The sequence below is a fragment of the Pantoea sp. LS15 genome (assembly GCF_012241585.1).
Classification (GTDB): Bacteria; Pseudomonadota; Gammaproteobacteria; order Enterobacterales; family Enterobacteriaceae; genus Enterobacter.
Genome location: NZ_JAAVXA010000018.1, coordinates 38,997 through 62,909, shown reverse-complemented (window position 1 = coordinate 62,909; position 23,913 = coordinate 38,997). Strand labels below are relative to the sequence as shown.

Genomic DNA, 23,913 nt, shown 5'->3' with positions numbered 1-23,913 from the left:
CTCCATACAGTTTTTATAATCCGGCGAATATGCCGGGTAGAGTTGAAAAAATACCGTCCATCGGACGGCATTCTTCTATTCGTATTCCCAACAGAAAAAGAGCCGGAGGCAGGAAAACGCCTGCCCCGGTTGGTAGATCATCGGAGATGATGAAATTCACCCGTTTACGGGTTAGCAACATGCGTTGCTAATCGCTTCACGATGGTGTTTTCTGATGGAGAGATTTGGAAAGCATGATCGGTAAGTCACGCTTCAGGAATGAGGGAGCACAGCAGCGGGAGACCTCATATCTTCGCTGCCGCACTCAATGCCAGTTTTCGTCTGGCAAGACGGCCTTCCGAGGATGAAAGGGCTTGGCAAATCCCCGATCCAAGGTCGGAGAAAATTCTTCTACACCCGTTTACGGGTTAGCAACATACGTTGCTAATCGTTCTACGATGCTTTTCTGATACAGCCAGCGGCAATGGCCTAACCTTACCGTGAGAGGGTGCGGATATTGGCTGTATGAGAAAAGGCGCTCTGGGAAAAGCGCACTTTGATTCCTAAGGAGAAGGGAATAACATTTGGCCGTTGTAATTCACCTTGTATATTATTTTATCATGGGATTATTTCTTTTGCAACAAATTTCACGGAAAATATTGACTTCTCGATAAATTTGATATATGAGCGGCAGATTCGCCGCCAATATATTAATTAGCCAGAAACCCCAAGGATGAGATTAGTATTTCTTCTATCCTGCTCTTCGACTTCGGCCTTAATAGCATCGCTGAACTTGCTATCATCAATGCTGAGTTTAACCTCGTTGGTGACAGTCAGATCGGCCTTACCTTCTAGGCTTAACGGCTTGCCAAGGTTCATGCCATACGCAAGATTATCAATTCCTGGTAGCTGTGCCATGCCTGCGGTAGCTGGCTGCAATCCTGGCAAAGTATTCATGCCCGAAAACGCATTGGTGAAACCTTGGGCATGATCAGCAAAGAAGTTTTTGATATCAGTCCAAAGTGTTGGCCTATTATTGTTGGCCTGCACCCTCTTCATAAAGGCATCAGGATCAGCCTGAATCTCATCGAGACGATTGTTGAGACTTACGCCAGCAATGATTGCAGGAAGACCGATTGATAAGCCGCCACCTTTACCGCCTTTAGCTGGTTTGCCGTCTTTCCCTGGTTTGGTGTTGTCGGTTCCTGGGTTGGCAATGCCACCAAGAGCACCGATCCCGGCAAGAGTACCAAGCAGACCTTTCAACGGATTCGCGAAGCTGACAAGCCACCTCAACGCGCCAGCCAACTTGAAGACCGCACCAGTGAAGATCGCAATTCCTGCCGCATACGCTGCTGTATTGCCGAATCCCTCGAATGTCTTGGACAATTGAGGAACATACTTTTTGATCAGCGCTTCAATGAGAATGAAGCTGTTATAGACCGTGTAACCAGCATCAGTGAAACCTTTAATCACGTTGCCTGCAATGGCTCCCAGCGTCTTAAATGCATCCTGGTTGCTGTCAATTGCATCTGTCAGACCGTTAAACGTATCGGTAAGCTGACTGCCGAAGCCCGATTCAAAGAAATTCTTCTGTGCAAGCTGCATCGTTGTACGCAAGCGCATCATAGCAACACGGTTAGATTTCAGTGACTTCTCGAAAGCTCCGCCCTTCTGTGCTGCCGCTTTGAACTCATCACCAACAAGGGGAAGAATATCCTTCGCCAGCAGTTCACCGTTTTTCATCATTGCCATGAGGTCTTTTTCGGTAAGGTCCGTCCGGCCTTTTAGCTTATTCAATGCCTTGACGAAGATCCCGACTGCGTTTGGTAAAGCGTCCCCGAGCTGACCTTTTAACTCCTCAGCCTGCACTGTGCCTTTAGCGTACATCTGATTAAGCGCGAGCAAGGCGCGGCTCTGCTCCTCTCCAGTGGCCCCTAATACGGTTCCGTACTGGCTGACACCCTCAAACAGGTTTTTGATCTGGCTGTCGGTCGCCTTGCCAGCGGCTGAGGCGTAGAACTTAACGAAGTCTTTCGATGTCTGTTGCAGGTCAAGACCGAGGGAAAGCGCCTGTTTCTGGAGATACGCCATTTCCTGAGTGGCTTTCTTACTGTCGCCTGTCACCGCCTGGAGACCAGAGGCCATTGATTCGAAGTCTTGCCCGGTCTGCATGATGGTTTTGCCGATACCAATAGTGGCCCCAATGGTGATCGCTGTGCCAGCATGATCAAGAAGGGATGTATCAAGGCCCGTCACTTTAGCTTTAACTGGGAGCGTTATCGGCTTTTTGATTAGCCCGCCCTGCTGTCTCAGCCCGTGCTGTAGCTTGCTCACCCTGGCGTTGTACTCTCCAAGTGCCATTGAACCAGCATGATATTGTTTCGTTAATTGAGCGAAGTCGCTGATTGCTTGCGCTCGCTGGCGTGGTGTCAGGTTGTAACCGTTGGTGGCAGTGCTAAAGCGAATACTTTTGGTGCGGATCTGCTGAGTGCGTTTCTCTAGGCCGGCCTGTTCACGCTGTGCTCTGATTGCCTTACTGAGACCACGGACACTTTTAGGAACCAGACCGCCCGCTGCTGGGTTACGTGCTGCAATCGCAGCCATACGTTGAGCATGGCGCTGTTCGTTGGTCGCCATACGTGCATTGATAGCACTTTGTTTCTGAGCCTCAGCGGTTAATCGCTGATTGAGCTTCAATCTCTGCGTTTCTGCTCGCGCCTGCTGTAGCTGGGTCTTGCCGTTGGCTTGTTGTAGCTTTCGTGTCGCCTGGTCGAAAGATTTTCCCGCTGACTCCGCATATTTTTTCAGGCTATTGATTTTGTTGCGGGCGCGGTTGAAGGAGTTTTGATCGACCTGCCAGGAGACTGTATTAATCAGGCTGGAGACAATCTTATTGGTCCCACTCATCACACCCCCTGCTGCTTGATGATATTGCCGTAACGATCAGGATCGGATTTTGCGAGTGCAGCAGCCGCTGCTTTAGCTTTCGCCAGCATTTCAGGATCGATGTGGTCAGCGGTATGTGAGACAACCGGACGGCTATCAGCGCCCAAAGATTTTTTAATCCGTTGTTCAGCACCAAAGGTGTCTCGCATTGGCGAGAGGGCTTCGCCCCGTTTACCCGTGGGTGTGTCAGCCGGGGCTGATTTGAGCAATTCTAACCCGTTAGCGGGTTTGCCTTCGGCAAATCTCCTTCGGAGATATTCCGGATGTTGATCCAGAAAGTTATCGGTGACGTTCTTCAGATTGTCCCGCGCCTTTTCTAATGCATACTGTTCTGCTGACATGTCATGTATAGCGGCAAAAATCCGATCTCGGATGCTTAGTGTCATTTTATGGTATCTCCAGAGTAGGATTAGCCCGCCGATCAGGACGTGACGAAGCGCCAGCCAGACCACGGGCAGGAAAAAGATGTAATTAAGGGTCAAGTTTCCCCGTCAGGGTGTTAGTAGTGCAGGCGTGGTGAACGTCGCTGTGGGTTCTTCTGTTTTCTGGCGACCGTTTCCCGATAGGCCACAAACAACGGATCAGTATGATCCGGCATTCGAGATGCCATTTCCTTTTCGGTTATTCCTTCACGCTTAAGCAGCGTTACCACAGTGAAAAGGGGCAATTGAAGGTCAGCACAGATTTTTGCCAGCATTGCGCCGCTGTCGAAATACATTCGGGCCATTCGCTTAGTAGCGTACTGACTTGTATTGCTTATCTTGCGACAACGAGGATTCCACGAGTTATCGTAAAGGCCTTTTACCAGGTCATACGGCAAGCGTAGGAGTAGCGCCGTTTTGCCTGGGGTGTAACCGTGAACGAGCATTTTTTTAGCAGTCTCGATCAACGAGGTATCACGAGAGCGGGATTTGTAAAAACGGGACAAATCGGGGGTTTCAGCCTTTAGGCCGTTGCATTCAACATTGTTCAATTCTTCTCCGTATCATCAAAAAGGTATGGTTCTCTAGAAAAATCTCATACAGGTTCAGATTTTGGCAGTAAGTGCACAGGGATGTATTCGGGCAAAGCCGCCTCGATCCAAACGGGGATACTGCGCTGGATCTCCTCTTCAGACTTTCCTTCCCGATGTGCCTGGTAAGCCTGAGCCATCGCATAAGCAAACCCGTATTTTTTAAGAGTTCCATCATCATTACGCTTGGGAGCTTCACCACGACTCAGGCCATTGATAAACTCTTCAGTGACCACTCTGTTTTCATCGAAAATCGTTATCTGATTCAGTGCTTCAAAATAATGCTGGTCAATCAGAGCAGCGATCCTGTCAACATCAGTTTCACCGTGTTCCTTGCCGTACTCCATAAATCCGAAATCACCGGGACCATTTTCACGCCAGCACTTCAAGGAGTCGAGGTCAGCTATCTCGGGGGATTCTTGTTTTTTGACTTTTGGAACTGGGATAACATTTCCACCATTCACCGCATCATGAGCGGAAACATCATCGCTGCTATCACTAGCAGGCTGTGAAAAGCCAGATCGCTGTTCAGGATCATCCTCGGCAGATGCAGAGGCCACACTATCAGCCTGTTGCACGGGTTTACTCTCTGAGTAAATCGCCGTGGGCGACATACCAGGGGATTGCTGTTCGTGCTCTTGCTTCTGTACGCCATCTTCTCTCTCCTCGATTTTTGGCTGTGCTGCTTTTTTCGTCTTTTTAGTTTTCAAACCACTGACACGAACATGATCGTAAGACGGCTGACCGTTCGGCAATTCCTGATAGATGAATTCCAGGTTGTGGGCGATATCGATAAGCTGTTTAACAAAATATTCACAAGCGTGACCTGACTTCTTCGCCTTGGGCGTTTTCCAGTCAATAAGACCCAGCGCCTTAAGATCCTTCTTCACTTTCTTGAAGGTTGATTTAGAAACATCATTCTTGATAGCAAGGTTTTCATCTGAATCGTAGAAGTGACCAGTTGACCTACCAGCCGCAATGTTTTTCGGATTCGTCAGACCACGAAACTGATCTTCCAGATAGGCATAAATTATTCTGTGGTCGTTCGTTACTCTGATCACTTCACCTGTACTTTTTACGGCCATTGTACGAGCGTCCAAGCGCTTAGGAATAATGCGTGATGGTTCCTTGATAACGTTAGTTTCTACTGTCTCGGTCATTGTTCTCTCCTTCAATGGGATTCTTCATGTTGGTTCGGATGCGTTCGGCCTCGGCATCCACGAGTCTGTTAATGAACGTTGCTACAGGTATCCCAGTTCGGCGGCATTCCTGCATAATTGCGTCCATCGTTGAATTACTGAATGTCAGTTTCATCCAATTGCCCTCCTCGTTTTGGGTACAAAAGAAACCTCTCCAGTGGTCACCAAGAAGGCGAACCGGATCAAGTTTTGTTCAGTGTTGTTAGACTGCGGTTGCGGTCGGGAAGTCACCCGCACAGGTGTAACCGTAAGATTCCAAGCGCTCTACACCATCAGTGGCGACCAACAGCATAATTACCTGCTCTGGTGCCAGGTCCAGATTGAGGTTTTCACGGTATAGAGTGCGGTAGCCTTGGAGCACTGGTGCCAGGATTTCAGTCAGGCTGTGACCCTCGGCGTATTTCTCGCTTAGCGGCTTAAGCACCGTTTTAAACGCTCGCGCCTGCTTCGCCTTCTTCCGTTCCTGTCTCAGAATTTGCAAGCAGACGGCGACCTGTGGGAAGCGAGCATGTACAGCATCCGCGCCACCATTTCTACTAATGAAGGCCCATAATGCGGACTTGGTGTATTTGCCGTTCAGGATGAGATCAGCGATCTGCTCGCCTGTCATAGTGGTCAGGTCGAGACGTTGGGATTTTGGTTTATTCATTGGGTTCTCCGTTTCTGTTGAAAGAATTATTCGCGGAGGTTCTATTTGTAACCCATTTTGTATTGCCGTGAGATTGACAAGAGATGTCGTGATGACGGCAAAATTATTCGAGGATTCGTAGGTAAATCATCACCCTACTAGGATCTATTGTATCAGATCACTTTGAAAATAGCAATCATTATCATTTATGTTTTTATAATACATAATAATCATTATCACATTATCAGCAAAAGAAATCTTTGCCAATAGGGCTAAATCGCTCTATAACGCATTCTGCGGGGACTCGTCGTTATAGCAGTACCATCGTGTTACCCACACCATTTAAACGCCGTAGAGAGGCGCTGAGGAAGTCAGTTAGACAACCCGCGCCGCCCCGGAGTGAACCGGACAGATGCGAGGCAGTCCTCTACGCCGTGCTCCGATCCACATTGACTGACGCGCCTTGCGGCTTGTCTCCCACACAGTGCATCGTTACACGCTGTTGCCGCAGGCTGTCGGGTTACCCGAGTCGCAGAGCGTAGCGAGGGGTTAACGAGGGTTAGAAGGTCACGAGATGACGGGTCTGTTCACGTCATCGAATAGAGCTTCTTACCACCAGATATGTGTAAACGGGCCAAGCCTGTCCACCAACTGGCAACACCAACCAGTTAAACGCAGGTTTAACCCTGCCTTTGAACTTGGTGGTTTAAAGATCTTATTAAAGATTAGGATCTTATCGTAGAGGTTTATTTATTTTCTTCTTGGTGGTCGTCTGACGACCTTATAAATCCCATTCTACGGTTGTCTGACGACCTTAGAAAATGGTTATTAGGTTGTCTGACGACCTTAAAAACCGTGCTGGTAGCACCGGGTGAGAATTTTCCAAGTCATCCACGCGACCAACTTCTAGTTTGATGCGTCCGCGTCATGCTCCAATGGCACAACCAACGGCAACACCTGAGGCGGTCCAGACACCTGATCCGCTTCGAGAATTGATCATCTCCCTCCCCCGCTTTCATCTGAAAGTACCGACCATTCTCCGCGCTGGCTGAAGATTGGCAACCCTATACTGGTTTTCTGTCAAAATTTGGTGGATGATCTTTACCATTGGCTATCCTGTAAACAAAATAGATTAAATGCACCTCAAATAGCCTATAATCCGTAGTTAATCATGCTAAAGCGGTCGCTAAACGTACAAATCACAAGTCTGTACCTATGGGCGTTATGGTGTGTTGCATGCAGCGAAGCCAGTAATGGTGCGGCCTAGGCAAATCCGCCAATTGAATGGGTGCTAAACACAAACCAATTTCTGAACCATCTTTTCACAAAAAATAAAAAATACACATAAAAACCAAAACAGATGCCCTCTGGTGGCTGCTGTATCGCGCTGTGGGATGTCGTGGATTATCGGTGTGTTAGTTTACATATGGTGGGAGATAACGCCGTAGAGCAGCGCTGAGAGCGTATGCTGGGCTATTGGTGGGTTGGCTGTTTACATTGTTGTGGGAAATGGCACGAAACAGTGGCGGTCAGGCTCGGTGAATATCACCAGGTGATGGCAGACCTTCAGCCCGTTGTGGTAACGTCGGTATAGTGGCTTTGTGTCTGCTGGTAAACAGAAAAAAGTGCTTTTATGGCGTTTGACACACTGGCAGCCTCAAAGGCCTGAAACCTGAAATTGTGTGGTGACCAGGCAAACTCATCCAAAATCCTTGAACAAGAGAACTCACCTCGAATCCTCCTGAATGCTTTCCTTCTGTTGGTGAAATCGCTGTTGTGTACCCAGCTTCGCGTCAACGTTCCGAAAAGTAATACCTGACCATTCCAGTCAAGTACTTATAAGATACAATATGTTAAATGGCTGTACAATTAGTGAACACAGGCACTTCAAAACATCAAGTTATCTCTCTTGCGTCAGCCTAAAGCAGCATTGTGTAGCTGCACTGCTTGTTGCAGTGAGGCGTGTCGCTGAAGGCATCACGTAGAGATATTTGGCGAAGAAAAGCGCTTTTCACCGAGGGCCTGGGCTGACGGTCTAGCAGATCACCAACAGAGCTGGGGATATTTTCAACAGGAGAATGTAAACTTGGAGGATAAAGAGCCGGGACACTTACGGGGCAGGTTGTGGAAATGAAGAAAATTTTACTATTTGTTGTGGCACTGCTGCCGCTGGCGGCTCATGCAGGAAAAATCACCATGAGCAACCCCGATGAACAAGAGTTAAAGGGCGGGAAGCGGCTTTGTACTTATGAAAACAGCATTTATCTGTTTACGCTGGTGACGCGCTCGCAGTCCTGCCCGTATTCGAAGACGTTCTCAACCTGGGACAACGAAAAGTAGCCAGTCAATAATATTGACTGGCTGGACTATCTACAGAAAGTTAACCTTCAGCCTCTAACGGTTCATAATCGCGCCAAGACTCATCAGGCCATATAAAGCATTCAGTGCTATCATCTAACAACACTAAGCCAGCACGACCTGCCTTTGCAAAAATGAACTTACCTTTAACATTTAAGGTATGTCCGTTATACATCCGATCCCCCTCAGGATCGTATTCGCCTGAGAGCGTACCAGTATCTGCAATTGACCATTCATCAACTGAAGCCCAGAGATTGCCACTGGTTTCAAGCTTATAATCCATGTCAGGAGGATAGTCGAAGTAAGCGTTACTCTCATCCATCGCCCCTGATTCTCCTGCTTCTTGATATATTGCTTCTTCGAGCAGTTCCCGAACCTTATCATCATAAAAATCCTCTACGGACTCAAATACGGGTACAGGCATCCCTGACTTTAGTTCCAAGACACAAATGCGGAAAATTTCATTGGTGAGAAGAAACTTACTCGCTCTTTCTGTACCCATCGGTAGATTCAGCACCACAAATTCAGCATCAGAGAATTCATATTCTTGTGAGGCTTCTTTTCCTTCCTGGATGAGTGCCGCATGACTGGCATACCCTAAAAGAGCAGCAATCACCTCGTGAAGGTGAGAACGTTTCAACGTGGTATTACTGACTTCAGGATGTTGGGAAATGTTGTAGCAGATAGATTGGATAGCAGCATTCATGATAAACCACTCCGACGTATCAGATCACTTGGCAATCATTTAAGGTTTGGTATTGGACATTTTGTTACCCTCAACCATTTGCCAGATCCGACACTATGAAGAAGGTTTAAAATCAATGTGGGGGTACTGCTACCTTTTTTAAGCTGTCCAAAACTTAGGCGGGTGCCTAAGTTCACTATACCGCCTAAGAAATAAAATGCAATAGCAGCCATTTAGCGCCGTGTTGGGCATACCTACATTAAGCGCCGAAGGCGTATCATCAGTTTGTCAGTTAACCGTTCTCTTATCGAGTACCGATCATTTATGGCTCGGTGAACACCACGGCAGAGCCAGCCCCTTTCCCGGACTGGTTAGGCTTCCCAACATTTGCTCGTTTATCCGTGGCGTGTCATCACGACAGGCTCTAACGGGACACCGCGCTAAGTGTGGAACGATTAAAAGTTTCAGGAATGGTTTACAGCCGTAGTGAAAGGCTTTGTTTTCTTGTTGGACTATCGCGGTAAGACACTGGAACGACCGCCAGCGTTTTGATAAGCTTCCTGATCACTACTCACCAAATCGCGGTAGTTACCAAGGTAGAACGTCGAGAGGGTTCTCAACAGCGCTTACTGAGCGCCTCCCTCTAAGCACCGGAAACGTAACGATTTTTTAGCTGATTTTTAGCGTAAAAAATCGCTGGAGCGGGCGAAGGGAATCGAACCCTCGTATAGAGCTTGGGAAGCTCTCGTTCTACCATTGAACTACGCCCGCTTTGAGGTGCGTAAGGCATTATAGACCTTACGCCTCTTCATACAAGCCTCTTCACAACTAAATGGCGATTAAATAATCACTTAGCACTTCGGTTTGCTGCCAGGAGCCGGAAGATAACGCTGCGGATCGATGGCCGTCGCCTTATAGCGGATCTGGAAGTGCAATTTCACTGAATCTGTTCCGGTGCTACCCATGGTGGCAATTTTCTGCCCTGCTTTGACGTTCTGCCCGTTGTTAACCAGCATCGTGTCGTTGTGAGCATAAGCCGTGATGTAATCTTCACCATGCTTAATCATGATCAGATTGCCGTAACCGCGCAGCTGGTTACCGACGTAAACCACCTTCCCCGCCCCGGATGCATAAACCGGCGTACCGCGTGCAGCAGCAATATCAATGCCTTTGTTACCGCCCTCTGACAAGGAATATGGCAGCACCACTTTCCCACTAGCAGGCCAGATCCAGCAGCGTTGACCGACCGGTGGCCAGGACGACTGCGGTACCGCGTAAGACGGCGTCACTTTGGCAGTTTTGCCCTTCGACGAGGATTTTTTACCAGAAGACGATCCACCGCTAACCTTCAGTTGCTGTCCCACCTCAATGGTGTATGGCGGAGAAAGCTTATTCAGCCGCGCCAGATCCTTCACGCTGGTCCCCGTTGAGCGCGAAATCCGATACAGCGTATCCCCGCGCTTAACGGTATAGACCGAACCGGAATAGCTACCCATATCCGAAGATTTGCTCCCTGAACAACCTGCCAGCAATAGCGTTAGCGTCAGGCAAATAATGGCGGTGATGGGGTTTCTCGTCAGGCTTCCTGCAAACAAAACAGATCCTCGATCAGCGTGAATGACGCTCTATGATAACAGTCCGGAGAGATATGGGTCAGCCCTTTTCCGCTCTGTGGAACAAACCGTTCCTGTAAGAATGCCGTATAATGCTGCTCTGCTGATGGTGCAGAACCATCCGCATCGTTGGTACTGGAGCATGAATGAGTATTCAAGAACACGTTATTTTGGTAAATGACCAGGGAATGGTGATTGGCACTCAGGAAAAGTACGCCGCTCACACCTCGCATACCCCACTGCATCTGGCTTTCTCCTCCTGGCTGTTTAACGCCAAAGGCGAATGTCTGGTGACCCGACGCGCGTTAAGCAAAAAAGCCTGGCCAGGTGTCTGGACTAACTCCGTGTGCGGACATCCGCAATCGGGTGAAGAGACGGAGCAGGCTATTATCCGACGCTGCCGCTATGAGATCGGTGCCGAAATCACCGATATAACCCCTGTCGCATCAGAGTTTCGCTACCGCGAAACTGATCCTTCCGGGATCGTGGAAAACGAAGTCTGCCCGGTATTTGCTGCCCGCATCACCAGTAAAGTGACGATAAACGAAGATGAAGTGATGGAGTATCAGTGGGTTGAACTGGACACGTTATTCAGCGCGCTTGACGCGACGCCCTGGGCCTTTAGCCCCTGGATGGTCATGGAAGCGACGACCGCCCGCGAAAAACTCAAAGCCTTCGCAGCGCAATAAAAAAGCCCCTTTCGGGGCTTTTTAACAACTTAACGACTTATTTCACCGGGCGCATCGCCGGGAACAGGATCACGTCACGGATGGTGTGGCTGTTAGTGAACAGCATCACCATACGGTCGATACCAATACCCAGACCAGCAGTTGGTGGCAGGCCGTGTTCCAGTGCAGTTACGTAGTCTTCGTCGTAGAACATTGCTTCGTCATCGCCTGCCGCTTTCGCGTCAACCTGATCCTGGAAGCGCTGAGCCTGATCTTCCGCATCGTTCAGCTCGCTAAAGCCGTTGCCGATTTCACGGCCACCGATGAAGAATTCGAAACGGTCAGTGATTTCCGGGTTCACGTCATTACGACGCGCCAGCGGAGAAACTTCAGCCGGGTATTCGGTGATGAAGGTCGGCTGAATCAGGTGCGCTTCGGCCACTTCTTCGAAGATCTCGGTCACGATACGGCCCAGACCCCAGCTCTTCTCAACCTTGATACCGATGCTTTCCGCGATTGCTTTCGCAGAGTCGAAGTTATCCAGATCAGCCATGTTGGTTTCCGGACGGTATTTCTTGATCGCTTCGCGCATGGTCAGTTTTTCGAACGGCTTGCCGAAGTCGAACACTTCTTCACCGTAAGGTACCTGCGTGGTACCCAGAATATCCTGAGCCAGGGTACGGAACAGAGATTCGGTCAGTTCGATCAGATCTTTGTAATCCGCATACGCCATATAGAGTTCCATCATGGTGAACTCTGGGTTATGACGAACGGAGATACCTTCGTTACGGAAGTTACGGTTGATTTCGAACACGCGATCGAAACCACCGACCACCAGACGCTTCAGGTACAGTTCCGGCGCGATACGCAGGTACATGTCCAGGTCCAGGGCGTTGTGATGGGTGATGAACGGACGTGCAGAAGCACCGCCAGGGATCACCTGCATCATTGGGGTTTCCACTTCCATAAAGTCGCGGTTAACCATGAACTGGCGGATACCAGCCATGATCCGGGAGCGAATTTTGAAGGTATTGCGGGATTCATCGTTAGAGATGAGATCCAGGTAACGCTGACGATAACGCGCTTCCTGATCCTGCAGGCCGTGGAATTTGTCCGGCAGCGGGCGCAGCGCTTTGGTCAGCAGACGCAGTTCGGTACAGTGGATAGACAGTTCACCGGTCTTAGTTTTGAACAGTTTACCTTTCGCGCCCAGGATATCGCCCAGGTCCCACTTTTTGAACTGCTCGTTGTAGATGCCTTCTGGCAGATCGTCACGGGAAACGTACAACTGAATACGGCCGCCAACGTCCTGTAAGGTCACGAAAGAGGCTTTACCCATGATACGACGGGTCATCATACGGCCTGCCACTGACACTTCTACGTTCAGAGCTTCCAGCTCTTCATTCTCTTTACCGTCGAAATCAGCGTGCAGTTGGTCTGAGGTATGGTCACGACGAAAATCGTTCGGGAACGGTACGCCCTGCTCACGCAGTGCTGCCAGCTTCTCGCGGCGGGTTTTCAGTTCGTTGTTAAGATCGACTACCGCATCAGCGCCCTGTGCTTGTTGTTCAGACATGTTGGTTCCTCATAACCCTGCTTTCAAACTTGCTTCGATAAATTGATCCAGGCTGCCATCCAGCACCGCCTGCGTGTTGCGGGTTTCAACCCCGGTACGCAAGTCTTTGATGCGGGAGTCATCGAGGACATAAGAACGGATCTGGCTGCCCCAACCGATGTCAGACTTGTTATCTTCCATCGCCTGTTTCTCAGCATTTTTCTTCTGCATCTCCAGTTCATAAAGCTTCGCTTTCATCTGCTTCATGGCCTGGTCTTTGTTTTTATGCTGGGAACGGTCATTCTGGCATTGCGTTACCAGCCCGGTTGGAATGTGGGTGATACGCACCGCAGATTCTGTACGGTTAACGTGCTGACCACCCGCGCCGGATGCGCGGTAAACGTCAATACGCAGGTCAGCCGGGTTAATTTCGATATCAATATCTTCGTCAACTTCCGGGTAAACGAATGCGGAACTAAAGGAGGTATGACGACGGCCGCCGGAGTCGAACGGGCTCTTACGTACCAGGCGGTGAACGCCGGTTTCAGTACGCAACCATCCGTAGGCGTAATCGCCAATGATTTTGATGGTCACGGATTTCAGACCCGCAACTTCACCTTCAGATTCTTCGATAATTTCGGTTTTGAAGCCGCGCGCTTCTGCCCAACGCAGATACATACGCGTCAGCATACTGGCCCAGTCCTGCGCTTCAGTACCGCCAGAACCGGCCTGAATATCGAGATAACAGTCAGCGCTGTCATATTCACCGGAGAACATACGACGGAACTCAAGCTGCGCCAGCTTCTCTTCCAGAACGTCGAGTTCTGCCACGGCTTCGTTAAAGGTTTCTTCGTCGTCGGCTTCTACGGCCAGCTCCAGTAAACCGGAAACATCTTCCAGCCCCTGAGCCATTTGATCCAGCGTATCTACGATAGCTTCGAGAGAGGAACGCTCTTTACCCAGCGCCTGTGCACGCTCAGGTTCGTTCCAGACGTCAGGCTGTTCAAGCTCGGCGTTTACTTCTTCAAGACGCTCTTTCTTGGCATCGTAGTCAAAGATACCCCCTAAGAACGTCAGAGCGCTCCGTGAGGTCCTGAATACGGTTTTTTACCGGATTAATTTCAAACATGGTCTGTTTTCTTTTATGGACTTGTCAAAATGCGGTGATAAGAGCGGGATTGTACCGAATCCACGCCCTTTTTTATAGAGATTACTGCCGCTAAATTGGCCAGATATTGTCGATGATGATCTGGAGGCTGCGGTTACCGCGAAACTCGTTGATGTCCAGTTTGTACGCCAGCTCAACCTCGCGAACGCCGTTGTCCGGCCATATCGCCGTGTCAACGTTGAAGGCAATACCATCCAGCAACGGACCACCGCCCACGGGTTCAACCATCACTTTCAGATGGCGTTCGCCGACAATACGTTGTTGCAACAGGCGGAAACGGCCGTCAAACAGCGGTTCCGGGAACATCTGCCCCCAGGGACCGGCATCACGGAGCATTTGTGCCACATCCATCGTCATCTCAGCAGGGGCAAGCTCGCCATCAGATACCACTTCCCCTTGCAGCAGGGCCGGGTCGATCCAGTCGGTCACCAGCTCGCCAAAAAGACGCTGAAACTCATCGAATTTCGCCTCTTCCAGCGACAAGCCTGCCGCCATCGCGTGGCCACCAAACTTGATCATGAGATTCGGGTAAAGCGTATCAAGACGCTCCAGCGCATCGCGCATGTGCAGGCCCTGAATCGATCGACCGGAGCCTTTCAGCGTGCCGTCACCTGCCGGGGCAAACGCTATAACCGGACGGTGGAAACGCTCTTTAATGCGCGACGCCAGAATCCCGACCACCCCCTGATGCCACTCAGGGTGATACATCGCCAGACCGCCAGGCAGCGTATCGCCACTCCGTTCAAGTTTTTCGCACAAGGTCAGCGCTTCTGCCTGCATTCCCTGCTCAATCTCTTTACGGGTCTGGTTCAGAGCGTCCAGTTCATTGGCAAGGACACGCGCTTCACCAATATTGTCGCAAAGCAGCAGTGCGACGCCGACGGACATATCGTCCAGCCTTCCGGCTGCGTTCAGACGCGGTCCGATGGCAAAGCCCAAATCACTGGCCGCCAGTTTGAGCGGGTCACGGTTGGCAATCTCCAGCAAGGCCTTAATTCCCGGACGGCATTTGCCCGCCCGAATGCGGCTTAAACCCTGCCAGGTCAAAATACGATTATTGGCATCAAGCGGCACCACGTCTGCAACTGTTCCCAGCGCCACCAGGTCGAGATACTCGGCCAGATTGGGTACGGCAATCCCGCGGGAGTCAAACCAGCCTTTGTCGCGCAACAGCGTACGCAGCGCCAGCATCAGATAAAACGCCACCCCTACACCCGCCAGTGATTTCGACGGGAAATCACAGTCGCGCAGGTTTGGGTTGATGATCGCTTCCGCTGCTGGGAGTGTGTCACCCGGCAGGTGGTGATCGGTGACCAGCACCGGGATCCCAAGCTTATGGGCATGATCGACACCCGCATGGGAGGAGATCCCATTGTCCACGGTCATGATCATCTGTGCACCGCGGGCATGGGCCTGATCGACCACTTCCGGGCTGAGGCCGTAGCCGTCTTCAAAACGGTTCGGCACCAGATAGGTCACGTTATCGCAGCCCAGCGCCCGCAGACTGAGTACACTCAGCGCAGTACTGGTTGCACCGTCTGCATCGAAATCCCCCACCACCACGATTCGCGTTCCTTCCTGGAACGCGTTGTAGAGCATTTCTACGGCTTTTTCGATGCCATTCAGCTGTTGCCAGGGCAGCATCCCTTTCACGCTCCGCTCAAGATCTTCAGCGGTACGCACGCCACGGCTGGCGTAGAGCCGTTTCAGCAATGGTGGAAGATCGTCTGGCAAATCAATCTGCTCGGCCGCCTCACGACGGCGCAATTTTATTGGGGCTTTCACGCGGTTTATTTACCACCAAACTGTTTCTGGTGCGCGTCGAGGAACTCTTTCATCTCTTTTGGTCCCTGGTAACCTGGAACAACATAACCGTTGCTCAGGACAATAGCTGGCGTACCGCTCACGCCAAATTGCACGCCCAGTGCATAGTGGTTGGCAATGTCGATGTCACAAGATGCAGGTGCAACAGCTTTACCGTTCATCGCATCATCAAACGCTTTGTTGCGGTCTTTTGCACACCAGATAGCTTTCATATCCTGCTCTGGCTGGCTCTGCACGCCTGCACGTGGGAAAGCCAGGTAACGCACGGTAATGCCCAGCGCGTTGTAGTCTTTCATCTCTTCATGCAGTTTGTGGCAGTAGCCACAGGTGATGTCAGTGAAGACGGTAATGACATGTTTTTCCTGCGCCGCTTTGTAGACAATCATCTCTTTTTCGAGCGCGTTCAGGTTTTTCATCAGCAGCTGATTAGTGACGTTTACCGGCTGCGCGCCGCTCACATCGTACATTGGCCCCTGAATAATGTGTTTACCGTCTTCGGTGACATACAGCACGCCGCTGCTCGTCAGCACCGTTTTCATACCGGCAACTGGTGCTGGCTGAATATCGCTACCGGTGACGCCAAGCTTTGCCAGCGACTGTTTGATTGCGGCGTCATCCGCATGGGCGAAACCGGTAAATGAGGCTGCCAGCAGGGTGAACAGCGCAAAAGACTTTTTCATATTTGATCCTGTTACAATTCGTCGGCACTCACGCACGAGGGTGGTGCTGTTGGTGTAGCTGCCGCAGGCGTTCCGTCGCGACATGAGTATAAATTTGCGTCGTGGAAAGGTCGCTATGCCCCAGCAACATCTGCACCACGCGTAAATCAGCGCCGTGGTTTAACAGATGCGTCGCGAAAGCATGACGCAATACGTGCGGCGAAAGCTTTTCACTGTCGATACCCGCCAGTGTGGCGTAATGCTTGATGCGATGCCAGAACGTTTGCCGTGTCATCTGCTGCGCACGCTGGCTCGGGAAAAGAACATCGATAGAAGCGCCATTGAGCAACCACGGACGGCCGTGCTCCAGATACGTTTCCAGCCAGTAAACTGCCTCTTCTCCCAGCGGAACCAGCCTTTCCTTGTTTCCTTTACCGATGACACGGACCACCCCCTGACGCAGGCTGATGTCGCTCATCGTCAGGCCAACCAGTTCAGAAACACGCAAGCCGGTAGCATACAATAGCTCAAGCATGGCTTTATCGCGTAACTCCAGCGGCAGGTCAACTGCGGGTGACTGTAATAATCTCTCAACTTGTGCTTCGCTGAGATCTTTCGGCAGCCGTTGCGGAAGTTTCGGGGATGCTAGGAGTGCGCTGGGATCATCTTCGCGAATTTTCTCACGATAGAGGTGCTGGAACAGACGACGCATTGCGCTGAGCAAACGGGCGGAGCTGGTCGCTTTATAGCCCCCTGCGATACGTTCCCCGAGCAGTGCCTGGAGGTCGTCACTTTGTGCGCTCGCAAGAGACAGCCCACGGTGTGTCAGCCACTCCACCAGCATGGTGAGATCGCGCCGGTATGCACTGAGCGTATTCTCAGCCAGGTTTTTCTCCAGCCACAGCGCGTCGAGAAACTGTTCGATCAGTGCGAGATCCTTTTCCACATCAGCCCCTTTGATTCTGCAGTCAGGCCATTATGCCTGATTGCTACAGGTTTCTGGTACACTACGCGCAAAGTCAAAGCAAGAATTGAGATAGTTACGCGATGAATATTGGTCTGTTCTATGGTTCCAGCACCTGCTACACCGAAATGGCGGCAGAGAAAATTCGCGACATCATTGGCCCGGAACTGGTGACGTTGCATAACCTGAAAGATGACGCACTCACACTGATGGAGCAGTACGACGTGTTGATCCTCGGTATCCCAACCTGGGATTTCGGCGAGATACAGGAAGACTGGGAAGCCATCTGGGACCAGCTTGATACGCTCAACCTCAGCGGCAAAATTATCGCCATGTACGGCATGGGTGATCAATTAGGTTACGGAGAATGGTTCCTGGACGCACTCGGCATGCTGCACGATAAACTGGCACCGAAAGGCGTTACGTTTATCGGCTACTGGCCAACCGAAGGGTATGAGTTCACCAGTAAAAAGCCGATAATTGCCGATGGCGAGCTGTTTGTTGGACTCGCGCTGGATGAAACCAACCAGTACGATCTCAGCGATGATCGCCTGCAAACCTGGTGCGAGCAGATTCTGGGCGAAATGGCAGAACAGTTTAGCTAACGCGCATTACTCCTGCGTCGACTGTTGTAATAACATCCGGCGCAGGTCTCGCCACTCTGAAGCATCCATACTGTCAGCCGCCAGCCACAGATGCTGGCAACGCCCACCGTCCACATTGCGTAACCGTAACATCATGCCGGAGTTGAGCATCCAGGGCATCCCGAGAATATCCCACTCTTTACCCTGCCAGCGCAGGCGGGAATCCATCAGGAGTTTAATTTCTCCCTGACGGGCATTAATGCGACGCTGGCTGCGTACGCTGTCAAAAACGACAAACGACAGTAACAGCAGCCACAGAGGCGTATAGCTCAGCGGCCATGGCATCAGTAATACAAAGGCCGCAACCAGACCGTGGAGCAATAAAGACATCCACTGAGAGCGCCATGAGACGCGAAGATCAGATTGCCACAGGACCACGTTCCCGATTCCGTGTTTGAATTAATTGCACCATCCGTTGCAACTCGGTGTCGGCGGGTTTGCCGTGGTTCATCAGCCAGTTGAATAAATCTGGATCGTCAGACTCAAGCAGGCGAACAAACAGACGCTTATCATCATCGCTTAAGCTGTCATACTCATATTCGAAGAAAGGCATGATGGAAATATCAAGTTCACGCATGCCGCGGCGGCATGCCCAGTGAATACGGGCCTTGTTGTTAATATCCATGTTCTGTTTCCTGCATTACGTTTGGCACAGTCGGTACCCCGTTCAGTGTTCTTGATTTCTCTACGGGGACACCAGCTAGTGTAACGTGTTTTTGACCGTTTCTTTACTGGAATCTTGCGATCTACAAGCAGGCTTCCAGAATAAACCCCACGAAGACAGCGGATTACACTATTTTGCGTGGCGTTACGCAGAACCAGTTTATGGCACAAATGGCCTGCTGAAAGCGCTTGCATTGCCAGCAGGCTCTTTTACCATTAGGCATTATCAAAGCGTTAAGCAATTCAGGATATCGTTATGGCATTTACACCATTTTCTCCTCGCCAGCCCGCCGCCTCTGCGCGTCTGCCGCTGACGCTTATTTCTCTTGATGACTGGGCGCTGGCAACACTCACCGGTGCCGATGCCGAAAAATACTTGCAGGGTCAGGTGACCGCCGATGTCAGCCAGATGACTGAACATCAGCACCTGCTGGCAGCACATTGCGACCCTAAAGGCAAAATGTGGAGCAACCTGCGTCTCTTCCGTCGTCAGGACGGCTTTGCCTTTATTGAGCGCCGCAGCCTGCAAGACGCCCAACTCAAAGAACTGAAAAAGTACGCTGTCTTTTCCAAAGTCACTATTACCCCGGACGACGAACATATCCTGCTGGGTGTGGCGGGTTTTCAGGCGCGCGCCGCGCTGAAAAATCTTTTCAGCGAATTGCCCGATGCAGAAAAACAGGTGGTCAGCGAAGGTGCTACCTCTATCCTGTGGTTCGAACACCCGGAGGAGCGTTTCCTGTTAGTGACGGATGCCGCCACAGCAGAGCGCGTGACCGAGGCGCTACGCGGTGAGGCTCAGTTCAACAACAGTCAGCAGTGGTTGGCACTGAACATTGAAGCAGGTCTGCCAGTGATTGACGCAGCAAACAGCGCGCAATTTATTCCTCAGGCAACCAACCTCCAGGCTCTGGGTGGTATTAGCTTTAAGAAAGGTTGTTACACCGGCCAGGAGATGGTGGCTCGTGCAAAATTCCGCGGGGCAAACAAACGTGCGCTGTGGACACTGGCGGGTCATGCCAGCCGTGTACCTGAAGCGGGTGAAGATTTAGAGCTGAAGATGGGTGATAACTGGCGCCGCACCGGCACCGTGTTAGCTGCCGTACAGCTTGAAGATGGTCGTCTTCTGGTTCAGGCCGTTATGAATAATGACATGGAAGCCGATAGCGTGTTCCGCGTGCGTGACGATGCCAATACATTAAGTATTGAGCCACTACCGTATTCGCTGGAAGAGTAATCCTGTATCGCCCGGTGGTACTGCGCTTACCGGGCCTACAGATCCTGCAGGTCGGGTAAGGCGCAGCCGCCACCCGACTAAAAACTACACCTGCCCCACGTACAAATAAATCGCCAGGAAGTGACACACGCTGCCGCCCAGCACAAAACCGTGCCAGATGGCATGATTGTAGGGGATACGCTTGCAAACGTAGAAAATCACCCCCAGCGAATAGACCACCCCGCCAACAGCCAGCAATGTTACCCCGCCCGTCGCCAGTTTGATTGCCAACTGATAGACCACAATCAGCGACAGCCACCCCATCGTCAGATAGGTCACCAGTGACAATATCTTAAACCGGTGGGCAATCGTCAGCTTAAACAGGATCCCCAGCAGTGCCAGGCTCCAGATAACAATCATCAGGCCGCGGGCGAGCGGTGAATCGAGCCCCACCAGTAGAAAAGGCGTATAGGTACCAGCAATAAGAAGATAGATGGCACAGTGGTCAAATTTCTTAAGCCACATCTTGGCTCGTTGATGTGGAATTGCGTGATACAGCGTAGAGGCCAGAAACAGCAGGATCATACTCCCGCCATACAGGCTATAGCTGGTAATGGCCATTGCGCTGGCATTGGTGTCTACCGCCTGTACCAGCAATAATACTAAACCGACAATCCCAAACACCAGGCCAATACCGTGGCTGATGCTGTTGGCTATTTCCTCAGCCAGCGAATATCCCTGTGCGATTAATGGTCTGCTCGCCATACAAAACTCCGGGAAAACAAAAGATGATTATTCATCGCATGACTATGCTAACTGAGAATGATTCCAGTGAACACCTGTTAGCTAAAATATTTTCACCATGAATTTTATTCATAAAAATCATATATATAAATAACTTATTCACCTAACATTTGTTCACATAAAAATTTAGTCATTATGAATCAATAGCATAAAATTGGATCCCGCCTTCTGGCTGCATGTTATGATGGACAGATGAGGTCCGAATGAGAGTTTTGCCATTGTGAGTATGTTCACCCACGCCGCCATTGCCAGTCTCAATAACCTGGAGATGATGGTCTACAACTATGTCATTAAAAATCGTGACAAAGTCATGTACATGACCATCCGTGAGCTGGCGGATGCGGCTGGTGTCTCAACCACTACGATCCTGCGCTTTTGCCGCAAGCTCAACTGCGAAGGTTATTCTGAATTTCGCGTACGCTTCAAACTCTATCTGGAGCAAAACGAGCCTCAGCAGGCAAACTTCGGTACCAGCGAAATTATCAGCTTCTTTAAAAGCGTGAATAATGAAGAGTTCGATGCGTTATTAGATAGCGCGGTAGATATTATTTTGTCTTCTGAGCGAATTATATTCGTCGGCGCGGGTACGTCAGGCTCTCTGGCAAAATATGGCGCACGATTCTTTTCAAATATTGGTAAATTCAGCAACCATATCGACGATCCTTATTTCCCGGTCACCAATGATATGGCGAAAAATGCGCTGGCCATTGTGCTTTCTGTCTCCGGTGAGACCGAGGAGATCCTGCGTTTCGCCAGCCAGTTCAGCCTGCATCACTGCAAGGTGCTCTCCATTACCAGCCACGAACACTCGCGCCTGGCAAAACTGGCAGACTTTAATCTCTCATGGCACGTCCCCCAGACGCGTATTGGGGGCGTTTATGATATCACCACGCAAATCCCCGTTATCTATATTCTGGAATCTCTCGGCCGCAAACTGGCGAAGAAATTGACAGAATAAAACACCCTGTTTTTTGGAAGTGACAAATCACATTTCACACAAATTGTTATATCGTGACATTTAATTTCGCTTTGCTAGACTCGAAATCAATAAGCCATATATTGAGAATAGTAATGATGAAAAAATTGACCTTACCAAAAGATTTTTTATGGGGTGGCGCAGTTGCCGCTCACCAGGTTGAAGGCGGCTGGAACAAAGGCGGTAAAGGGCCAAGTATCTGCGACGTATTGACCGGTGGCGCACACGGCGTTCCGCGTGAAATCACCCAGGAAGTGGTGCCGGGTAAATACTACCCAAACCATGAAGCGATTGATTTCCACGGCCACTACAAAGAAGACATCAAGCTGTTTGCGGAAATGGGCTTCAAGTGCTTCCGTACCTCTATCGCCTGGACGCGCATCTTCCCGAAAGGGGATGAGACGCAGCCAAACGAAGAAGGGCTGAAGTTCTACGACGACATGTTCGACGAGCTGCTCAAATACAACATCGAGCCGGTCATCACCCTCTCCCACTTCGAAATGCCGCTGCATCTGGTGCAAGAGTATGGCAGCTGGACTAACCGTAAAGTGGTCGATTTCTTTGTGCGCTTCGCGGAAGTGGTATTTGAGCGCTACAAAAACAAGGTCAAATACTGGATGACCTTTAACGAAATCAACAACCAGCGCAACTGGCGTGCGCCCCTGTTCGGCTACTGCTGCTCCGGGGTGGTCTATACCGAGCACGACAACCCGGAAGAAACCATGTATCAGGTGCTACACCACCAGTTCGTGGCCAGCGCTCTGGCGGTGAAAGCCGCCCGTCGTATTAATCCAGAGATGAAAGTCGGCTGCATGCTGGCGATGGTTGCACTCTATCCATTCTCCTGCAAACCAGAAGATGTGATGTTTGCTCAGGAGTCCATGCGCGAACGCTATGTCTTTACCGACGTCCAGCTGCGTGGTTACTACCCGTCTTATGTGTTGAACGAGTGGGAACGCCGTGGTTTCTCTATCAAAATGGAAGCGGGTGACGAACAGATCCTGCGTGAAGGAACCTGTGACTATTTAGGTTTCAGCTATTACATGACCAATGCCGTGAAAGCGGAAGGCGGCACCGGTGATGCCATTTCCGGCTTTGAGGGCAGCGTACCAAACCCACATGTGAAAGCATCTGACTGGGGCTGGCAGATTGATCCGGTTGGCCTGCGTTATTCCCTGTGCGAGTTGTACGAGCGTTATCAGAAACCGCTATTTATCGTAGAAAACGGTTTTGGTGCGTACGACAAAGTAGAAGAAGACGGCAGCATCAACGACGACTATCGCATCGACTATTTGCGTGCTCACGTGGAAGAAATGATGAAGGCAGTCACGCACGATGGCGTGGATTTGATGGGGTATACCCCTTGGGGCTGCATCGACTGCGTGTCATTCACCACCGGCCAGTACAGCAAGCGCTACGGCTTTATCTATGTGAACAAACACGACGACGGTACTGGCGACATGTCGCGTTCCCGTAAGAAAAGCTTCGAGTGGTATAAAGGCGTGATTGCCAGCAACGGCGAGGCGCTGTAATTTTTTCCGGGTGGCGCGACGCTACCCGGCATTTATTTCCCGCCAGCCAACTCGATAAAACTACCCGTGACGTACGACGCCTTTTCGCTCAGTAGCCAGACTATCGCCTGTGCTACCTCTTCCGGCTGGCCGCCGCGCTGCATCGGTAGCATCGACTTAACCCGGTCCACGCGCCCCGGTTCACCGCCCGATGCATGAATATCGGTATAGATCAGACCCGGACGCACGCAGTTGACGCGGATCCCCTGTCCGGCGACTTCCAGCGACAGCCCCGTTGTCAGTGAATCCACCGCCCCTTTGGACGCGGCGTAGTCAACATATTCTCCCGGCGCGCCCAGGCGCGATGCTGCGGAAGAGACATTCACTATCGCCCCACCCTTGCCGCCATGCTTGAAAGACATGCGTTTTACTGCCTCACGACAACAGAGAAAGTAACCCGTGACGTTGGTCGCCAGTACGCGATTAATACGTTCTGCGGAGAGATTTTCGATAGTAGATTGCTCAAACAGAATCCCTGCATTATTGACCAGCGCGGTAAGCGGCTCACCTTCACGATCGAGGCTGTCGAACATCGCCATCACCTGGGCTTCATCGCTGATATCTGCTCGTACGGCAAAGGCTTTACCCCCCGCATCCACAATCTGTCTGATGACGTCCGTCGCGGCTTTAATGTTGTGATGATAATTCACCGCCACAGTGTAGCCTTCGCGTGCCAGTTGCAGCGCGGTGGCTTTCCCGATACCGCGGCTGGCGCCTGTTACAAGTGCAATGCCCATACGCTTCTCCCAATAAAAAAGCCGGGTGGCGGCTTCGCCTT

At 50.9% G+C, this 23,913-nt stretch carries 22 protein-coding genes and 1 tRNA gene; 6 read left to right on the top strand and 17 right to left on the bottom strand.

Going from position 1 to position 23,913, the window contains the following annotated elements:
- Nucleotides 1-693 precede the first annotated feature (693 nt).
- From HED65_RS20425 to HED65_RS20405, 5 genes are all read right to left on the bottom strand, one after another.
- Nucleotides 694-2,889, bottom strand: a complete 2,196-nt coding sequence (locus HED65_RS20425) for a tape measure protein (RefSeq protein WP_114979935.1) — start codon at nt 2,887-2,889, stop codon at nt 694-696.
- Complete coding sequence (locus tag HED65_RS20420; protein WP_114979954.1) at nt 2,889-3,314, bottom strand: hypothetical protein; 426 nt, start codon at nt 3,312-3,314, stop codon at nt 2,889-2,891. The genes HED65_RS20425 and HED65_RS20420 overlap by 1 nt, the downstream gene beginning before the upstream one ends.
- A gap of 113 nt (nt 3,315-3,427) precedes the next feature.
- Entirely contained in the window at nt 3,428-3,901 is a 474-nt protein-coding gene (locus HED65_RS20415) for a hypothetical protein (protein ID WP_114979934.1), read from the bottom strand.
- A 44-nt stretch (nt 3,902-3,945) separates the two neighbouring features.
- Nucleotides 3,946-5,100: a DUF6945 domain-containing protein gene (locus HED65_RS20410; RefSeq protein ID WP_114979933.1), complete on the bottom strand. Its 1,155-nt coding sequence runs from the start codon at nt 5,098-5,100 to the stop codon at nt 3,946-3,948.
- A 241-nt stretch (nt 5,101-5,341) separates the two neighbouring features.
- Nucleotides 5,342-5,788, bottom strand: a complete 447-nt coding sequence (locus HED65_RS20405; protein WP_039263133.1) for a hypothetical protein — start codon at nt 5,786-5,788, stop codon at nt 5,342-5,344.
- 2,109 nt (nt 5,789-7,897) lie between these two features.
- Here HED65_RS20405 and HED65_RS20400 point away from each other — a divergent pair.
- The gene (locus tag HED65_RS20400; protein ID WP_114979932.1) at nt 7,898-8,107 is read left to right on the top strand and encodes a hypothetical protein; all 210 of its coding nucleotides are present in this window, start codon (nt 7,898-7,900) and stop codon (nt 8,105-8,107) included.
- 40 nt (nt 8,108-8,147) lie between these two features.
- Here HED65_RS20400 and HED65_RS20395 read toward each other — a convergent pair whose 3' ends face one another.
- The 3 genes from HED65_RS20395 to actS form a co-directional block, all read right to left on the bottom strand.
- The gene (locus HED65_RS20395) at nt 8,148-8,831 is read right to left on the bottom strand and encodes a hypothetical protein (RefSeq protein ID WP_114979931.1); all 684 of its coding nucleotides are present in this window, start codon (nt 8,829-8,831) and stop codon (nt 8,148-8,150) included.
- A gap of 676 nt (nt 8,832-9,507) precedes the next feature.
- Nucleotides 9,508-9,581: transfer RNA gene (locus HED65_RS20390), tRNA-Gly, on the bottom strand.
- Between the two features lie 80 nt (nt 9,582-9,661).
- On the bottom strand, nt 9,662-10,405 hold the full coding sequence (gene actS, locus HED65_RS20385) for an amidase activator ActS (RefSeq protein ID WP_114979930.1): 744 nt from the start codon (nt 10,403-10,405) through the stop codon (nt 9,662-9,664).
- A gap of 164 nt (nt 10,406-10,569) precedes the next feature.
- Here actS and idi point away from each other — a divergent pair, with 164 nt between their 5' ends.
- Nucleotides 10,570-11,112 (top strand): isopentenyl-diphosphate Delta-isomerase, encoded by a 543-nt coding sequence (idi, locus tag HED65_RS20380; RefSeq protein WP_114979929.1) that lies wholly within the window; start codon nt 10,570-10,572, stop codon nt 11,110-11,112.
- 37 nt (nt 11,113-11,149) lie between these two features.
- Here idi and lysS read toward each other — a convergent pair whose 3' ends face one another.
- The 5 genes from lysS to xerD form a co-directional block, all read right to left on the bottom strand.
- The gene (gene lysS, locus HED65_RS20375; protein ID WP_028016946.1) at nt 11,150-12,667 is read right to left on the bottom strand and encodes a lysine--tRNA ligase; all 1,518 of its coding nucleotides are present in this window, start codon (nt 12,665-12,667) and stop codon (nt 11,150-11,152) included.
- Nucleotides 12,668-12,676: 9 nt separating this feature from the next.
- A protein-coding gene (gene prfB / locus HED65_RS20370; protein WP_096151315.1) for a peptide chain release factor 2 occupies nt 12,677-13,775 on the bottom strand; the annotation gives its coding sequence in 2 pieces (ribosomal slippage) (nt 12,677-13,699 and nt 13,701-13,775; 1,098 coding nt in all).
- A gap of 90 nt (nt 13,776-13,865) precedes the next feature.
- A complete protein-coding gene (gene recJ / locus HED65_RS20365; RefSeq protein WP_114979928.1) occupies nt 13,866-15,599 on the bottom strand; it encodes a single-stranded-DNA-specific exonuclease RecJ in 1,734 nt (577 codons plus the stop codon).
- Between the two features lie 5 nt (nt 15,600-15,604).
- Nucleotides 15,605-16,318 (bottom strand): bifunctional protein-disulfide isomerase/oxidoreductase DsbC, encoded by a 714-nt coding sequence (gene dsbC, locus HED65_RS20360; RefSeq protein WP_114979927.1) that lies wholly within the window; start codon nt 16,316-16,318, stop codon nt 15,605-15,607.
- 28 nt (nt 16,319-16,346) lie between these two features.
- Nucleotides 16,347-17,243 (bottom strand): site-specific tyrosine recombinase XerD, encoded by an 897-nt coding sequence (gene xerD, locus HED65_RS20355; protein ID WP_114979926.1) that lies wholly within the window; start codon nt 17,241-17,243, stop codon nt 16,347-16,349.
- 101 nt (nt 17,244-17,344) lie between these two features.
- On the opposite strand from xerD, the gene fldB reads away from it, so the two are divergent.
- Nucleotides 17,345-17,866 carry a flavodoxin FldB gene (fldB, locus tag HED65_RS20350; RefSeq protein ID WP_114979925.1) on the top strand — a complete coding sequence of 174 codons (522 nt, stop codon included), beginning with the start codon at nt 17,345-17,347 and terminating at the stop codon, nt 17,864-17,866.
- Nucleotides 17,867-17,872: 6 nt separating this feature from the next.
- Here the strand turns inward: fldB and HED65_RS20345 are convergent, their stop codons facing one another.
- Both HED65_RS20345 and sdhE read right to left on the bottom strand, forming a co-directional pair.
- A complete protein-coding gene (locus HED65_RS20345) occupies nt 17,873-18,283 on the bottom strand; it encodes a protein YgfX (RefSeq protein WP_114979924.1) in 411 nt (136 codons plus the stop codon).
- Nucleotides 18,264-18,530, bottom strand: a complete 267-nt coding sequence (gene sdhE / locus HED65_RS20340; protein WP_010435322.1) for an FAD assembly factor SdhE — start codon at nt 18,528-18,530, stop codon at nt 18,264-18,266. Before sdhE ends, HED65_RS20345 begins: the two co-directional genes overlap by 20 nt.
- Before the next feature lie 294 nt (nt 18,531-18,824).
- On the opposite strand from sdhE, the gene ygfZ reads away from it, so the two are divergent.
- A complete protein-coding gene (gene ygfZ / locus HED65_RS20335) occupies nt 18,825-19,805 on the top strand; it encodes a tRNA-modifying protein YgfZ (protein ID WP_114979923.1) in 981 nt (326 codons plus the stop codon).
- A gap of 84 nt (nt 19,806-19,889) precedes the next feature.
- Here ygfZ and trhA read toward each other — a convergent pair whose 3' ends face one another.
- The gene (trhA, locus tag HED65_RS20330) at nt 19,890-20,549 is read right to left on the bottom strand and encodes a PAQR family membrane homeostasis protein TrhA (RefSeq protein WP_114979922.1); all 660 of its coding nucleotides are present in this window, start codon (nt 20,547-20,549) and stop codon (nt 19,890-19,892) included.
- Nucleotides 20,550-20,814: 265 nt separating this feature from the next.
- On the opposite strand from trhA, the gene HED65_RS20325 reads away from it, so the two are divergent.
- Nucleotides 20,815-21,546, top strand: coding sequence for a MurR/RpiR family transcriptional regulator (locus HED65_RS20325; protein WP_114979921.1), 732 nt, complete (start codon nt 20,815-20,817; stop codon nt 21,544-21,546).
- 116 nt (nt 21,547-21,662) lie between these two features.
- Complete coding sequence (gene bglA, locus HED65_RS20320; RefSeq protein ID WP_114979920.1) at nt 21,663-23,096, top strand: 6-phospho-beta-glucosidase BglA; 1,434 nt, start codon at nt 21,663-21,665, stop codon at nt 23,094-23,096.
- Nucleotides 23,097-23,128: 32 nt separating this feature from the next.
- Here the strand turns inward: bglA and HED65_RS20315 are convergent, their stop codons facing one another.
- Complete coding sequence (locus tag HED65_RS20315; RefSeq protein ID WP_114979919.1) at nt 23,129-23,872, bottom strand: SDR family oxidoreductase; 744 nt, start codon at nt 23,870-23,872, stop codon at nt 23,129-23,131.
- Between the last annotated feature and the right edge of the window lie 41 nt (nt 23,873-23,913).